The organism is Nonomuraea sp. NPDC005501 (assembly GCF_040605905.1).
Lineage (GTDB): Bacteria > Actinomycetota > Actinomycetes > Streptosporangiales > Streptosporangiaceae > Nonomuraea.
Genome location: NZ_JBEXDT010000001.1, coordinates 272899 through 288022, shown reverse-complemented (window position 1 = coordinate 288022; position 15124 = coordinate 272899). Strand labels below are relative to the sequence as shown.

Annotated in this window: 14 protein-coding genes; 7 read left to right on the top strand and 7 right to left on the bottom strand. The window is 67.0% G+C overall.

Translation table 11 applies throughout. The annotated features are described in order from the left end of the window. Nucleotides 1–384 precede the first annotated feature (384 nt). Nucleotides 385–3711 carry an AAA family ATPase gene (locus tag ABZS51_RS01415; protein WP_355434648.1) on the top strand — a complete coding sequence of 1109 codons (3327 nt, stop codon included), beginning with the start codon at nt 385–387 and terminating at the stop codon, nt 3709–3711. 339 nt (nt 3712–4050) lie between these two features. On the opposite strand, the gene ABZS51_RS01410 is transcribed toward ABZS51_RS01415, so the two are convergent. The 5 genes from ABZS51_RS01410 to ABZS51_RS01390 all read right to left on the bottom strand — a co-directional run bounded on the left by ABZS51_RS01410 (nt 4051) and on the right by ABZS51_RS01390 (nt 8487). Beyond that, entirely contained in the window at nt 4051–4770 is a 720-nt protein-coding gene (locus ABZS51_RS01410) for a hypothetical protein (protein WP_355434646.1), read from the bottom strand. Nucleotides 4771–5002: 232 nt separating this feature from the next. After that, complete coding sequence (locus ABZS51_RS01405; protein ID WP_355434644.1) at nt 5003–5785, bottom strand: M15 family metallopeptidase; 783 nt, start codon at nt 5783–5785, stop codon at nt 5003–5005. Between the two features lie 34 nt (nt 5786–5819). Next, a complete protein-coding gene (locus ABZS51_RS01400) occupies nt 5820–6068 on the bottom strand; it encodes an SPW repeat protein (RefSeq protein ID WP_310707586.1) in 249 nt (82 codons plus the stop codon). Further along, a complete protein-coding gene (locus ABZS51_RS01395) occupies nt 6065–6613 on the bottom strand; it encodes a hypothetical protein (RefSeq protein ID WP_310707585.1) in 549 nt (182 codons plus the stop codon). Before ABZS51_RS01395 ends, ABZS51_RS01400 begins: the two co-directional genes overlap by 4 nt. Further along, the gene (locus ABZS51_RS01390) at nt 6610–8487 is read right to left on the bottom strand and encodes an MDR family MFS transporter (protein ID WP_355434641.1); all 1878 of its coding nucleotides are present in this window, start codon (nt 8485–8487) and stop codon (nt 6610–6612) included. The genes ABZS51_RS01395 and ABZS51_RS01390 overlap by 4 nt, the downstream gene beginning before the upstream one ends. Nucleotides 8488–8620: 133 nt before the next feature. On the opposite strand from ABZS51_RS01390, the gene ABZS51_RS01385 reads away from it, so the two are divergent. After that, nucleotides 8621–9235 carry a TetR family transcriptional regulator gene (locus tag ABZS51_RS01385; RefSeq protein WP_355434638.1) on the top strand — a complete coding sequence of 205 codons (615 nt, stop codon included), beginning with the start codon at nt 8621–8623 and terminating at the stop codon, nt 9233–9235. Here ABZS51_RS01385 and ABZS51_RS01380 read toward each other — a convergent pair. Continuing rightward, on the bottom strand, nt 9232–9594 hold the full coding sequence (locus tag ABZS51_RS01380; RefSeq protein ID WP_355434635.1) for a cupin domain-containing protein: 363 nt from the start codon (nt 9592–9594) through the stop codon (nt 9232–9234). The two genes, ABZS51_RS01385 and ABZS51_RS01380, sit on opposite strands and share 4 nt — an antisense overlap. A 230-nt stretch (nt 9595–9824) precedes the next feature. On the opposite strand from ABZS51_RS01380, the gene ABZS51_RS01375 reads away from it, so the two are divergent. The 3 genes from ABZS51_RS01375 (at nt 9825) to ABZS51_RS01365 (ending at nt 11876) form a co-directional block, all read left to right on the top strand. Beyond that, a complete protein-coding gene (locus ABZS51_RS01375; RefSeq protein ID WP_355434632.1) occupies nt 9825–10301 on the top strand; it encodes a hypothetical protein in 477 nt (158 codons plus the stop codon). A 181-nt stretch (nt 10302–10482) separates the two neighbouring features. Further along, nucleotides 10483–10860 carry a hypothetical protein gene (locus tag ABZS51_RS01370; RefSeq protein ID WP_355434629.1) on the top strand — a complete coding sequence of 126 codons (378 nt, stop codon included), beginning with the start codon at nt 10483–10485 and terminating at the stop codon, nt 10858–10860. Next, nucleotides 10857–11876 carry a hypothetical protein gene (locus tag ABZS51_RS01365; RefSeq protein ID WP_355434627.1) on the top strand — a complete coding sequence of 340 codons (1020 nt, stop codon included), beginning with the start codon at nt 10857–10859 and terminating at the stop codon, nt 11874–11876. Before ABZS51_RS01370 ends, ABZS51_RS01365 begins: the two co-directional genes overlap by 4 nt. Nucleotides 11877–11910: 34 nt before the next feature. Here ABZS51_RS01365 and ABZS51_RS01360 read toward each other — a convergent pair whose 3' ends face one another. Continuing rightward, nucleotides 11911–13503: a serine/threonine-protein kinase gene (locus ABZS51_RS01360; protein ID WP_355434625.1), complete on the bottom strand. Its 1593-nt coding sequence runs from the start codon at nt 13501–13503 to the stop codon at nt 11911–11913. Nucleotides 13504–13605: 102 nt separating this feature from the next. Between ABZS51_RS01360 and ABZS51_RS01355 the strand changes: the two genes are divergently transcribed. Both ABZS51_RS01355 and ABZS51_RS01350 read left to right on the top strand, forming a co-directional pair. Continuing rightward, nucleotides 13606–14199 carry a matrixin family metalloprotease gene (locus ABZS51_RS01355; protein WP_355434623.1) on the top strand — a complete coding sequence of 198 codons (594 nt, stop codon included), beginning with the start codon at nt 13606–13608 and terminating at the stop codon, nt 14197–14199. Between the two features lie 9 nt (nt 14200–14208). Then, nucleotides 14209–15117, top strand: coding sequence for a hypothetical protein (locus ABZS51_RS01350; RefSeq protein ID WP_355434620.1), 909 nt, complete (start codon nt 14209–14211; stop codon nt 15115–15117). Nucleotides 15118–15124 lie beyond the last annotated feature (7 nt).

The window sequence follows — 15124 nt, the reverse complement described above, 5'->3', positions numbered from 1 at the left end:
GAGCTGCAGATCAGCAAGATCAGAAAGCAAATTCTCTGTACGTCATCAAGGGCAGCCCGCCTGCGGCGGCCTGCCGCGCGTCGGACGGTCGCTGGCCGCGCTGCGGCTCTCCGGCCGGTCGCGGCCAGCGCCGCCCACGGCGAAATGGCGTCAGACAGCTCGTGGACGACAGAGGTCAGGAGATGGCGGCTGAGGTTGCCAGGGGTAAGACGGCGCCGTAGAAATGAGCATGGGACAGATGTACAGATCCAGCTTGTAATGCGGTTGCAGGCCGCTATAGATTCTCACTGCGCTCAAGCGCAGACCATCCTCCAAGCTACGTGTCAGTTGACACCTGCGATGCGGGATGTGGCCCTGCGAAACACGCACAGCACTGGAGATTAAATGAGACGAGATCCCGCGCTGACGTACCAAGGTGCACTCAGCATTCTCGGCCACTATGAACGCCCTACTGTCGAAAAGCTCGACAAGCTTCTGGGAGGCGCGATTCTATCTGGTGGGATGTTGGCAGGAGCGATTGCTATCGGAGTGCCCAATCTAGCGCCGCTCGCAGGCCTGGCAGCTGTCTGGGGATGGGTTGACCAGAAAAATGAAGCGATGGGTTTGCTGAGAAAGGTAGTCAACAAAGTTTCAGATCATCTCTTGGGCACTAACGGATACGATCGCTATCAATTGATTACGGCGGCTCATACGACAGTAGTAGCAGCTGCGTTCTTCGATGCCCTGCGCGAGTGGGCTGGCGAAAAGGCAAGCCTCTCCCTTGCATTGAGCGATGACGAGCGAGAGATGCTTGTGACCGGGAAGTGGAGGGATTCGCGCGAATCCTTTTTTGATGCAATATATAGCACAGCTATACCTGCACCCTCGGCTATTCGTGGCTTCGAAGAAAATGTTACTCATGTGAGAAAATGGATGGAGCAGCTTTGTGGGCGTACGGAACGGTTTCTAGGGGGTCTCGAAGCATGGAATAAAATGCCCAAAGGATCTTCAATGCAAGTTGTTGTAGATGGTGCAGTTGAGAAATATAGGACGCAATATCTACAACTGGCCTCCAGTGTGCCCGAGTTTCTGGTGTGGGCCAGTATGAACGAGCATGCATCGACTCGCTACCAGATGCGCGCTATACAAGCTGACCTTCACGCGGCCATCGACAGCAAAAGTGTAGCCTTGAGTCGCATCGAACGATTGCTGACTGTAGCGGCCGCCTCGACACGTGCAGGTAGCCGCGAACTAATGAATATCGTGAGTCGCGCAAATAAGGGTGCACTCTCCGATTTGATCGTTCCCATAGATATGGCGAAGCAGCAGGAGCCAATCAGCTTCCCAACGGTCGGCCAGATATACGTGGATCCGTATTGTCGAATGGCACGAAACAACTCCACGGCACGACCCTCCAGTGAGGAATGGTGGCAGAAGCAGTCTATACACACGGATATAGACTTGATCCTTGCGGCTCATATCACCAGTGTCGAAGCAACACGACTCCCCTTGGTAGTACTGGGGCACCCTGGAGCTGGAAAAAGCCTCTTCACGAAAGTCCTTGCAGCACGTCTCCCTGTCCAATCGTATACAGTAGTACGAGTGCCGCTGAGGCGGGTTAGCTCTGACGCTCCGATATTCGAACAAATACAACAGGCTCTTGATCATTCGACACATAAGAGAGTCGAATGGCATGAATTGGCTGACGAAAGTCGAAAGACAATTAGAGTAGTGCTACTCGACGGGCTAGACGAGCTTCTGCAGGCGTCCGCCTTACACCGGGCGAGCTACCTGCTAGAAGTAGCGGAATTCCAGCGTCGAGAAGCTGAACAACAGCGGCCCGTAGTCGTAGTCGTTACGTCTCGCACTCTTGTAGCGGACCGTGTCGAAATAGCTGAGGGAACTCCACTAATTCGGCTGGAAGAGTTCGATAGAGATCAGGTTGCATCGTGGCTCCAGTCATGGAATGAGGAGAATGCATCCTTAATCACCGAAGGCAAGATTGGTGTACTTTCCCTCGAAGGAGCGATGAGGCTGCGAGAGCTATCATCTCAGCCTTTGCTATTGATGATGCTTGCTCTTTACTCCTCAGACCCATCTTCCCCTCCTCTGGACGCCGACGTGTCCAGTTCCGAAGTTTATCGGCATCTCCTAGAGAATTTTCTTACTCGGGAAATATCGAAACAGGGTAACGCCCTTAACTCGCATCAGGCTCGCGACGAGGTAAATGACAGGTTGTGGCACCTGTCGATAGCTGCCTTTGCGATGTTCAACCGAGGTAGGCAGGATACGACAGATATCGAATTGGGGAACGATATCGTCGCGCTAAATGGCAATCGGTCCATGAGTATCGATACTGCCACATTGGGTCGAGATTTAGTAGGGCGATTCTTCTTCATTCATACAGCAGAGGCTCAGATTGAAGGACAGAGAACCGCAAGAAGGAGCTACGAATTTCTTCATGCCACATTTGCTGAATACTTGGTAGCTGCCCAGATTATCGAGATACTCAAAAGCCTCATGTATGTGGCCAATGAATATCGACGCGGCGCGACAGCGCTCAACGATGATCTACTATTCGCACTACTGTCTCATCAGCCTATTGCTATACGAGAACAAATATCGTCATTTTTGTCTGAAATCTTTAGAGCGCTCGCCCCGAAAGATCAAGAAGATGTGCTGCGGTTGCTAGGGATGCTCTTAACCAGTTGTCGACAGCGTCACATGTCGGAGCGCTACAGCGGATACTGCCCCTTGCCGCTGGATCGAGTGCGGCAAATAGGGGCCTACAGCGCCAATCTAGTGCTACTGCGCATCATTTTCTCTGAACAGGCTGTACAACTCAGCGAGCTATTCCCGGTAGGGGATAGTCCACGAGCCTCATGGGCATCCCTAGTGAACCTTTGGCGAGGGAGTCTGGATCAGAATGGCTGGAATGCCATATTGGACACCCTCGGTCTGGATGGCGACGCAGTTGGTATTGGTGCCGGCATGCTTGGCTCCGATTTCCAGTACGCTTCTTATGCGCGTCTGATCGGAGATCGTAGGCTTGAGTCCTGGATCCGTATCGGAATGGCCGTTCAAAGCGGTGCCAACTACTGTGACGTCGAAGAAAGCATTGTCGATCTCATTGAACCTTGTATTGCATCGTTCATGGTACCCCTTCGGCGTCATCGCAGCACTTCGATCCTGTTGCCTCCCAAACTGGTTGGAAGTGAAAAGGAAGTCTCAGCTGCTTTAAAGGCCGTCGATATATTGCTGAAGTTGGGCAGCCATTCCATCCAATACGAGTCTCTTGCCGACTTGGTTAAATGGAGAGTCTCTCATCGGGAGATTCGGCATGTGGATCCGTATAGTTTGGCAAGTGCTATCTGGGCGCACCCTAACTTAGTGGTAGAAATCCCTGCAATCGCTGACCCGGAGTTGTACAAATCCGCTGCCGGTACGGCTCTATTGATTCTCCTTGCGGAGTATCAATCAAGCGATTCTCTTCGAGAGGCCCTCAAGCGCCTTCGTGAGGAAATAGAAGGCGCGGGCAGTGGCTTCGACGGCAATGCCAATATAGACCTTGATACTTCACGGCCGGAATTCATGTTAGCGGCAGACCTGCTAGAGGCATTCCTCTTGCGCGGTCCAGGTAGTGTTAGAACGCGGATTCTGAAGACATCGATGACTATCCGTCCTGCTGGTGACGAATGGGTCAATGATCAAACTAAGCCTGAACTGTTGTAACGGACATCTGGCCTGATGGGTGGATATGTACCTTATGTAACCAGCTTCGCATTCTTCGCCCGATAGGCTTTTCAGCGGCGATGGTCTTCTGTGATGGCCGAACGGGATGAGTGTTTGACTCACAAGCAGAACCCCATGCTGCCGCGCCGCTTCCGGTGCTCGGGCCTGGGCGGCCCTGCGCTCCGGGTCGGCTTGCCACCGGATACGCGGGTTGCTGTGGTCCGCTGTACAGCAGGGAAGTACAGCAACGCCGCCTCACGCAGGCTGATCGTTCCGTACCGCATCACACGGTGAGCAGCAGGGCCGGTCGCCGACCAAGGTTTTCCGCTTCACTCGTAATCAAGTGCTCAGCACAGGGACCATTGCGAAGCCGTCGGCGAGATCAGCCATGGAGGAGACGGCCACCGCGTCGGGGGGATCGGCGAGGTGCTTGCGGGGGCCACGCTTGTTGACCACTCCGAGGGAGCGGATCCCGGCGAGCCCGGCCACGAGCGCCGACTGTGGGCTCAGAGTGACCAGGGCGCAGTCGGCGGGCTTGGCGTCGAGCGCTTGCGCGGCCTCCCTGAGGAGGGTCTCGCCCGTCCGGTTGCCGGCGGGCAGCGGGAAGAGGCTCTCGCGGCCGACGACCGCTCCGACGAACTGCCGGAGGCCGTGCAGGTCCAGGTAGGTCTCCATCGCGTCGGCGGAGGTGTCGCCGACCACCGCGACACCTCTGCCGCTGGCGTGGCAGGCGTGCAGCGCCTCACGCACTCCGGGTACGGGCACGGCCGTGCGCACCGCCGCGACCTCGAGATCACGCACGAGCCGGGCCGCTTCGGTGCCGATGTCCCGGTTGACGTCCTGGGCGTACCACATCATGGAGATCGGGTCCGGGTTGAGAGCGACGAGGAACGGCATCTGGTGCCCCGAAGCCAAGAGCCGATCGTGAATCTCCCCGGCGATCGGTTGGGGGTCCACATGGTGAAAGAGGCCGCAGATCGCGTCGTCGAAGATGAAGAGGGCGGCACGGGTCAGCTCCAGGACGCGGGCGACATGGGGTCGTGTGGTCCTGACTGCCAACCGGACTCCTCGCCGAGGTATGTAGAGGTATGTATACGTCGTCGGCGGCCGCGATGCACCGGATCGGGTGCCGGCCACCTGTGTACTGGAAGGTAGCGCAAGCACCTCCGGCGATACCTTCCAGGTAGGGCACAACGAGGGCACACGAGGGTGTGAGGCGACCGGAGAAGCCGAGAAGCGGTGAGTGGCCGCACCGCAGGTCAATGGCCAGGTCGCGGCATCACTCCAGCCCTCAACGGCCGCTGCGGGAGAAGTGCTGGAAGTCCTTGGTGCCGGACCAGGCGCCGCCCCAGCCCCAGCCGACCGCGGCGAACGTGCGGACCACGCGGTCGCCCGGGTTGATGACGCCCTTGCCGCGCATCGGGCGGTGGTCGTACTTCTTGGCGTTGGCGTGCGCCGTGCCGCCCGAGGCCGTCACGTACGGGTTCTCGCGCGGGTTGACGTCCACCGCCTCCCCGTAGGCGTGGTTGGACCAGTTGCTCGATCCCGTGGCGGGGCGGCAGTTGAAGGCCGAGGTGTTGTCCGCGTCGATGGAGTCGTAGTCGTCGCCCTTGTAGACGTCCACGAGCCGCATCTGCCTGATGGGATAGCGCATGGCGTACAGCTTCCTGAAGGCCGTCACGATGTCGTCGGTGACGGTCTTGCGCACGACGAGCTCGCCGGTGTGGGCGCGGTCGTCCCAGCCCCAGTACGTCATCGTGACCAGGCGCAGGTCCCGGTAGGAGACGGGGCAGCCCGGCCGCCACGAGTACGGCAGGCGGTCACGGGCGATGCGGGTGACCTTGGCCGTGAACGGCGGCGGGCCGGCCTGGGTGGGTTTCGCGGAGCTCGTGGGGGACGGGCTCGCGGGGGACGGGGAGGAGGGGGCCGGGGTGATGCCGGCCCCGCTCGTCTCAGGGGTGGAGGCCGGGGCGGAGGCGGGTGGCGGGCTCTGCGTGGACGAGGCGGCCGGGGCCTGCCCGCCGCAGGAGACGGACGCGAGCACCACGAACGCCAGGGTGGCGGCACCTTTCATCTGACCACCCTATGCGAAGCTCCGTTTCACCAGGTCAGGCCGTGTGTTCCCCCGTGTGCCGACCACGCCGGGCGACGGCACGCAGCGCCGCGCCGGTGTACCCGACGAGCGTCGCGAACGACAGGCCGGCCAGCAGGCCGCCCACCCACAGGTCGTTGACCGTGGCGTCGGAGAAGTCGGCGCCGCGCGGCTGGTAGCCGACGACGAACGGGGCGGCGACCAGCCAGAGGCCGGCCAGGAGCAGCAGGGCGAGGGCGACGACGCCCGCCTTGGCCTTGTTCAACGGTGGTCCTCCGCTCCGACGAAGCCGTTCGGGTGGGTCGGCTCGGGCTCGTGCCGGCCGGTGTGGCCGGGGGTGAACAGGTTCGGGTGCTGGTCGCCGGCCTGACGCGGGTCCAGGCGCGGGGCGGGGCGTTCGGTGATGGGGCGTTCGGTGGTGGCCAGGTCGGCGTTCAGGTCGGCGCGCAGTGCCTCGACGAGCGGTGCGAGCAGCGCGGCGAGCTCGGCCGACGACGGCTGCGGCACGCCGGAGGCGACGGGCGGCGCGGGGACGGGCTCGGGCTCGGGCTGCGGCTCGGGTTCGGGCCGCTGCCGTACGGTGACCAGGCCGCGCTCCACGAGCGTCTCCCGGATGGCGGAGGCGAAGAGGGCGGCGCCCGCGAGCCCGACGACGGCCACGCCGAGGCCGGTGAAGAACTCGGTCGTCGTCGCGTCGGTCCAGTCGTCGCCGGAGGGCTGCGTGCCCAGGGCGAAGGGGGCGAGCATGAGCCAGAGCCCGGCCAGGAACGCCAGGGTGGCCGCGACCGCCCCCGCGAACTTGCGGATCATCGTGTGGTCCTTCCGGAGACGAGGTCTGCGTACGTTCTGCCCGGCCGTGGCGTCCCGGGGTGTGCGGACGCGGGGGACGGCGGGGCGCCAGGAGGTTGTGGCGTGGCGGCGTGGGCGATCAGGGCGCGCGAGGTGGGCCGCAGCACCGTGCGGGCGACCGAGCGGGCGCGCTCGGACTCGGTGCGGTGGTCGTCGGCCGGCGCCATCCTGGCGACGGCGCTGAGCAGCGCGGACCGCCGGCCGTTCACCAGCTCCACCCGCTGCGCCACCAGCTCCAGCAGCAGACCGGCGAGCACGAGGTCGTCCTTGCTGAGCGGCGCCGACGCCGGCTCGGCGGCGGCGGGCTGCTGGGCGGCCGGTGCCGAGGAGGCGCCGCGCAGCGGCAGCTCCTTGAGGAAGACCACGGCGACGAAGCCGAGCAGCGTGATCGGCACTCCCACGAGGAACACCGTCTCCAGCCCCCGGGTGAACGACTCCAGCACGATGCCCCTGATCGGCTCGGGGAGGTGCTGGATCTCGTCGGGGCTGCCCAGGGACATCGAGGCCCCTCCGGGGACCTTGACGTGCCGGGCGGCGAGCAGGCCGGTCATCTCGTCCTTGAGCCGGTTCAGCAGGATCGCGCCGAACGCGGCCACGCCGACGGCGCCGCCGAGCGAGCGGAAGAACGAGACGCCGGACGTGGTGGAGGCCATGTCGCGCGGCTCGGAGCCGTTCTGCGCGGCCAGGATGAGCATCTGCATGGACAGGCCGAGCCCGAGGCCCAGCACGGCCACGTCGATCCCGATCAGCCACTGGCTGGAGTCGACGTGCAGCCGCGACAGCAGGAACTGGCCCACGGCGACGATCAGCAGCCCGACCACGGGGAAGATCTTCCACTTGCCGGTACGGGTGACGATGCGGCCGGAGACGACGCCGGAGACGAACAGCGAGAGGACCATGGGCAGGGTCATCAGGCCGGAGTTGGCCGGGCTGAGGCCCTTGACGATCTGGAGGTACTGCGGCAGGTAGATCATCGCGCCGAACATCGCCATGCCGACGAACAGGGAGGCGGCGCTGGTCAGCACGAACGTGCGGTTGCGGAACAGCCGGGGCGGCAGGATGGGCGTGCGGGCGGTGCGCTCGGCCAGGACGGCCAGGGCCAGCATGAGCACGCTGGCGGCGCCGAGCAGGTACGTCCACGGGGAGTTCCACTCGAACTCCTGCCCGCCGAGCGTGAGCAGCAGCATGAGGGCCGTGGCGCTGCCGGTGATCGTGGTGGCGCCCCAGATGTCGATCGTGGTGTCCCGCTTGATCCTGGGCAGCTTCAGCGTCCGCTGGATCACCACGAAGGCGACCACCGCGAACGGCACCACGACGTAGAAGCACCAGCGCCAGCCGAGCCAGTCGGCGTCCACGATGAACCCGCCGAGCAGCGGCCCGGCGACGGTGGAGATGCCGAAGACGGCTCCCATGTAGCCGGAGTAGCGGCCGCGCTCGCGGGGCGACACGATGTCGCCGAGGATCACCTGCGCGAGGGCGGACAGGCCGCCGACGCCGACGCCCTGCACGGCCCGTGCCGCGATGAGCTGGCCCATGTCCTGGGACAGGCCGGCCACGAGGGAGGCGGCGACGAACAGGCCGAGGGCGATCTGGAAGAGCAGCTTGCGGCCGAAGATGTCGGACAGCTTGCCCCACAGCGGCGTGGACACGGTCATCGTGAGCATGGTGGCGGAGGCCACCCAGGAGTACTGGTCCTGGCCGCCGAGCTCGCCGACGATCGTCGGCAGGGCCGTGCCGACCACCGATGTCGAGATCATCGAGGTCAGCATGGCGAGCATGAGCCCCGACATCACCTTCAGAATCTCGCGGTGGGTGTAATGCCGCGTCTGAGTCATCAGGGCGTCATGCCTCCTTTTCCAGACTGGTGGGGGCCGGCCGGGTAAGCCGGAAATGAGCGCAGATCTGGCTAGTATACGTACGTTTACTAGCCGTGCGGCAAGTGGGGTCCCAGGCGCTAGAGTTTGCGGGGTGGACCATGTCCAGGTGGAGGCGCGGCCGAGGGATCGCGAGGCGACGCGCGGCCGCCTGCTCGCCGCCGCCCGCGCGCTGTTCGGCGAGCACGGCTACGAGCACGTCACCGTACGCATGATCGCCGCCGCGGCCGGGGCCAACCTCTCGCTGGTCGGCCGCTACTTCGGGTCGAAGGCAGGGCTGTTCCGCGAGGTGCTCGCCGGGGAGCCGACCCTCGCTCACGTCCTCGACGGCGACCGGGCCGGCCTGCCCGCGCGGCTGGCCGAGTACGCCGCGCTGCGCATGCACGCCGACCCCGAGAGTCGCATCCTGCGCTCGCTCGAACGCTCGGCCGGCGACCCCGAGATCCGGCAGCTCGTCGGCGAGCGGGTGCGCACGGCCCTGGTCGAGCCGCTGGCCGCGCGCCTCGACGGGCCCGACGCGGTGGCCCGCGCCCGGCTGGCGACGGCGGTGTTCCTGGGGGTGGGGGCGGTGCGCCGCAACCTCGGGCCGGAGGAGCCGACCCCGGCCGACCTCGCCCGCCTGACCGCCGCGTTCGAGGCATGCCTGGGGGACCTGACGACGCCGGAGGCCGGTGACGCGGCCCCCGGCGATCAACCTTCGGTCGGCTAGGCGTCCTTGGCCTTGGCGTACTCCGCGGCCCCGCCCGCGAAGTCGAACACGATGGTCGCCTCGTCGCCGACCACCCACGCGTCGTGCCCCGGCGGTGCCACGAAGACCTCACCGGGGCCGATCTCGGCCTCGGTGCCGTCGTTCATGCGGATGCGGAGCCTGCCCTTGGCGACGAAGCCGTTGTGGTGGACCTCGCACGACTCGGTGCCGGCGATCGGCTTCACGGACGCCGACCAGCGCCACCCCGGCTCGAACGTGGCCACGCCGAAGGTCAGGCCGCTCAGGTTGCAGACCTCCAGGTGCCCCATCGGGAAGTCGCGGCGCTCGTCGGGCTTGTCGATGCTCTTGACTTCTATCATGACGTCCCCCTTCGTCACCTTTCAGTGTTTCACTACCGTTTTGTGGCTACAAGGTCGTTTCGGCGGAGGCATGACCGGCGGACTCAGACAATCCTCACGTTCATCTCAACGTAAAGGAATGCGGGCCTCAGGGCAGGCCAAGACAGCGCTCCTAGGTTTCTTCCCGAAGGCGGCTCCAAGGGCGGAGTCAACCGGACTCCACGAGCCGCCGGAGATCGGGGATCCATTCCATGCGTCTCATGAAGCCGTTCGCCGTCGGTGTCGCCGGCGCCGCTCTGCTCGCCGTGCCGTTCGCGGGCGTCTCGCTCGCCGCCACGAGCCCGGTCAAGGACCCGGCCCGCACCACCACGACGACCCATCCGACCAACCGCCCCGAGGACCGGGCGACGAGTCTCGTCAAGGACGACTCCCGGCTCTCGGTCAAGGCCGAAATCACCCCCGGCGAGGTCGCCGCCGGCGACTCCTACCGGGTCACCATCCTCGCCGCGGGCGCCCGGCGGGACACCACGGCCACCGTGAAGAGCCCGCAGGGCGCCACGTACACGGTGACGCTGAAGGACGGCAGGGCCACCAAGACGCTGACCGTCCCGCGCACCACCAAGCCGGGCCGCTACAGGGTGGGCGTGACGGTCGCCGGCCGGGTGACGACGGCCGAGTTCACCGTGACGCGCGACGACGACCGCGACCACCACCCGTCCGGCAGGTGACCGGGCCCCGTCCGCGGGCCGGCTCGGGGAGGGGCCGGCCCGCGGCCCTGGGGCGAACAGCCGGTGAACGCCGGATGTCGGAAAGGGTAGATGTGATCGTAACGACAGGGAGACGCACCGGACATCTCACATAGTGAGCATGGCCGCATGACCATCCCGTCCGTTCGACCAGTGGTGAGCGATGGCAGAGCCTCCTTCTGACGGGCCGTCGCGGCCCGCCCTCGACATCGACCACGACCAGCTCAGGCAGCGTGCCGCGCCCGCCTTCGACGACGCCTCCGCGGCCGTGCTGCAGGCCGTCCGGAAGGCCGCCGACGCGCTGGGGGCGCTGGGCGGCTGGCCGGTGGACGAGCCGGCCGACAAGGCGTTCGTCGAGTGGTACCAGCCGAAGCGCGACGAGATGCTCCGCATGATCGAGGACTTCGCGACCGTGTACGCGGACATCGCCGACGGCATCGTGACCATGGGCCGCAACGTGGCCGTCGTCGACTGGGGCGTCGCCGACGACATCAAGCTCGCGGACGTGCCGGTCTACACGTGGCCGGAGGACGGGCCGTGATCCCCGTCAGGCCGATGCTGTCGCCGACGGCCCTGAACGGGGCCAGGGTCCTGTCGCCCGTCCCGCTGATGACGACCCTGCTCCTGGCCTCCGCCGGGACGATGGTCGCCCTGCGCGTCTACGCGGGCGTCACCGCGCCGGAGATCGACCCGGCTGAGCTGCGCAAGGCCGCCGCCGCCTTCCGCGCGCTGGCCGACGACCTGAACGGCCCCGAGCCGCCTCCCGCGAACGGCGACACCGGCGGAGCCGCCGGCATGGCCGATCGCGCCGCCGCCTCGGTGTGGAACAACAACGGCGGCGAGGGGGTGGACGCCTTCGCCCGGCTCTACATCCTGCGGATCATGGGCTTCCCGGCCGCCTTCGCCAAGGACTGCCGGGTGATCGCCGCCGGCTGCGACGCGTACGCCGACCTGGTGGAGGCCGTGCGCAAGCAGCTCGCCGAGCTGGACAAGGCCATCGTGCAGCTCCTGTGGCTGGTCTGCTTCCAGCCGTTCACGACCATGCTGTACGGCGTGGCGCAGGCGATGGCCGCCGCCCAGATGGCGCGGCTGGTGAAGCTGGCCCAGACCGCCAAGGCCGTCTTCGGGATGAACGTCGGCCGCATCCTGCAGATCTGCCTGCCGAAGTACGTGCTGACCACGCTCAACTACGCCGCCATCGACGGCCCCGCCTACGCCGCCGGAGCGCTCACGCTGGACGCGATGAGCGACGCCGCCCACGGCCGGCCGACGAGGTCGGCGGGTGAGAACGCCCACGAGTTCGGGGGGATCGTCGCCGGGAACACCGGCTACGTCCTCGGCTACGACCTCGCCAAGCTGGGCCTGCCCGGTCCCGCCACGCGGGGCGGCGAGCTGGTGGCGCGGCTGTTCGGCTCGGGGTTCGGCTACACGCCGGTCAAGAGCGCCGTGGACGGCGACGGCGACATCATGACGACGCCGGAGGAGTGGGCGAGCAAGGTCGAGGGCCACGGCCTGCGGGCCCTCATCTTCCCCCCGGGCTGGAGGTTCGGCCGCTGACCCCGTCGCCGCCACGGCCGGCGACCACCCCTGGTCAGCCGCCGCTCTGCGGCATCAGCTTGAGGATCTTGCCCTTCGCGTTCGCCAACAGGTACCCGGCGCCGTAGTCGTCGACGACGTAGTACATGATGGCCGGCTGGTTGCCCGCGAACGGCGAGGCGCCTTCGGCGATCACGTACCGCATGGTCGGCTTCGCGATGCCGAGCCGCCGGTCGGCCGTGCGGCGCAGGCTCGGGAGGACGGCCCAGTCGAACGACCTGAGGGTGGCCGCCTTCTGGCCCGGGGTGATCGTGCCTCCGGCGGCCCGGCTCACCTGGCCGTCCCGGTAGGTGAAGCGGTCGTACACGCCCTTCCTGGTGCGTACCGGGGCATCGGCGATCGCGTAACCCTCGTACAGGACGAGCCGGAAGAAACCGGTGCCGCCCGACGCCTTCTCCAGGGCCGCGATGGCGGTGCGGACGCCGGCGGGCGTCGTCAGGTTCGCCGCCTTCTCCTCCTCGGCGGGCTCCGTCTCGGCAGGGTCGAGGAGCTGGTCCTCCTCGGTGGTGATACCGGTCGGGGATGTCGTACGCGAGACCGTGAGGGAGGCGTCGCCCTGCAGCCGGGGGCCGACGATCAGGCCGGCGGTGATGATGCCGCCGACGGCTGCCACGCCGGCGATCGTCACCGCCCGGCGCCCGGCGGAGCGCTTGCGCACCGGGCCCGTGGGCAGGCTCGCGTAGGGGTGCTGCGAGCCGGTCGGGAACGCGGGGCGGGGTGCCTGCGGCGTGGCCGGCCCCGTGTTCGCGGGGTGGCCGGCCGCCTGCTCCGCCGCCTGGGCCAGCATCCGGTCGAGCTCCGCCACCGGTGGGCGCGCGGCCGGGTCGGGTGTCAGCAGGGCCCGCAGCACGTTCTCCAGCGGCCCCGCCCGGAGCGCCGGCGGCACCTGGGCGTTCATGACGGCCGCCAGCGTGGCGATCGGGGTGTCGCGGCGCAGCGGGTGGCGGCCCTCCACCGCCACGTACAGCAGCATGCCCAGCGACCACAGATCCGAGGCGGGATCGCCCTCGTGACCGCGCAGCCGTTCCGGCGCGATGTACTCGGGGGAGCCCACGACGTCGCCGCTGGCCGTGAGGCCGGGGGAGTCGAGCATGGCCGCGATGCCGAAGTCGGTCAGCACCGGGCTGCCGTCGGGACGCAGCAGGACGTTCGCCGGCTTCACGTCGCGATGGCGGATCCCCGCCTCGTGGGCGGTGCGTAACGCGGCCAGGATCCCGCGCCCCAGCCACGCCGCCTCGGCGGCCGTCATCGGCCCCTGGGCCAGCCGGTCGGCCAGCGACCGGCCGCGTACCAGCTCCATGACGATCCACGGGTGCGCCAGGGCCGGCGTGTCCACGATGTGGTGGATGGTCACCACGTTCGGATGGTCGAGCCGGGCCAGGGCGCGAGCCTCGCGCAGCACCCGTTCGCGCATCATGCGGGCCCGGCTGGAGTCCGGGTCGGGGGAGTCGGACGGGCGGACCTCCTTGAGCGCGACCTCGCGTTGCAGGGCCAGGTCGTAGGCACGCCACACCGTGCCCATGCCGCCGCTGCCCAACCGCTCGACCAGCTCGAAGCGGCCGTCGATGACCGTACGCCCGGATGTCACAGCGCACAGCCTAGGGCCGACAAAGGGGGATACACCGGTTTGATCCCCTCTTATGCACCCGGCAAGATAGCGGACACCCTTCTCCTCCAATTTCTGGATCACATGTCATACCGAAAGCTCCTCCCAGCGATCATCCTCGCGGCCGCGGTCACCACCGTCGTCGCGTCCCCGGCCAGCGCGAACGGCTTCGGCTCCGGCAACGGCTGCTGTCCCTTCGCCGACAACGGCAAGCACTGGTACAACTACGCGTCCCTGGAGACCCGCACCCGCACCGCGGTGAAGGCCGCCCTGCTGAACCTGGACGCCCAGACCGACATGACCGTGGCGGCCGACAGCACGCCCGACCCGAGCACCGACGTCGAGTCGTTCGACCAGTACTACGTCGACGCCTGGGACCTCGACTGGGACGGCTCCAGCACGGGCTACAACCTGTTCGCGTACTCGAAGTGCGTCAAGACCATCGCCCCGGCCACCAGCGGCCAGCCGTGGCGCTGCGACCAGTACGAGGTCCGCTACGACCTGCGTGACATCGACTGGATGACCGCGACCCAGCGGCAGGCCCTGGCGTGCCACGAGATCGGGCACACGGTCGGCCTCGACCACTCCACCGAGTCGACGTCCTGCCTGAAGACCGGCGCGCACAAGATCCTCAAGTACAGCGCGCACGACGTCGCCCACATCAACGGCCGCTACTAGGAGACCGGGATGCGAAACCTCAAGCTCCTCACAACCGTCGCAGCCGTCGCCGTCGCCTCCACCGCCGGATGCGCGGCCCAGCAGAGCGCCGCCCAGCGGCAGCCCGAGCGGTCCTTCTGGTCCCAGCTCCACACCGACGCCGGCGGGACGGGTCAGTACCTGTTCGACTCGCTCGACGACATCACGCCCGGCGCCCGGCCGTCCGGCACGTTCCGCCCGGCCGCCGCGCTGGTGGAGGGCACGGTCGTCGGCGTCGAGCCCGGCATCGCGTACGCCTCGGGCGACGACTCGCCGACGCCTCGGGTCGTGCCGTACGAGAGCGCGGAGGCGGCGATCCGCTGGGCCAGCGTCGTGGTCAAGGTCGACAAGGTCCTCGCCGGCAAGCTCGGCCGCGGCTACACCGGCGGCCAGATCCGGCTGCGGGTCGAGCAGCCCACCGGCACCACGCTCGACGGCCTCCGCCAGTCGATCGGCACGGCCGGCCGCGGGCTGTTCTACGTGGACAGCGCCCTGTCCCGGGCCAAGCGCCGGGCCGCGTCGCCGCAGGCGCAGGCGTACCAGGCGTCCGTGCACATCCCGATCGGACAGGGTGTGTTCATCGAGGAGAAGCCGGGCGCGGCGCTGGTCGCCCCGCTCACGGACGAGAACCGCGCCGCCCAGCTCCTCGGGGACGGCGGCGAGCAGACCGCGCAACCCACGCCCACGCCCACGTCCACGTCGCCGCAGCCCACGCCCACGAGCACGGGTGCCTCGCCCTCCGGCCGGCCCAGCTCGACGGGGGCCACGCCGCGGTCCACGGCCACGGGCGCCGCCCCGCAGCTCAGGTCCGCCGGCGACTCGCCGCTGGCCCGGCTCCGCGGCCGCGTCCAGCGCTCCGCCTGCGAGACGGGCACAGCCACGGACCGCTCCGCCTGCTGACGAGCGC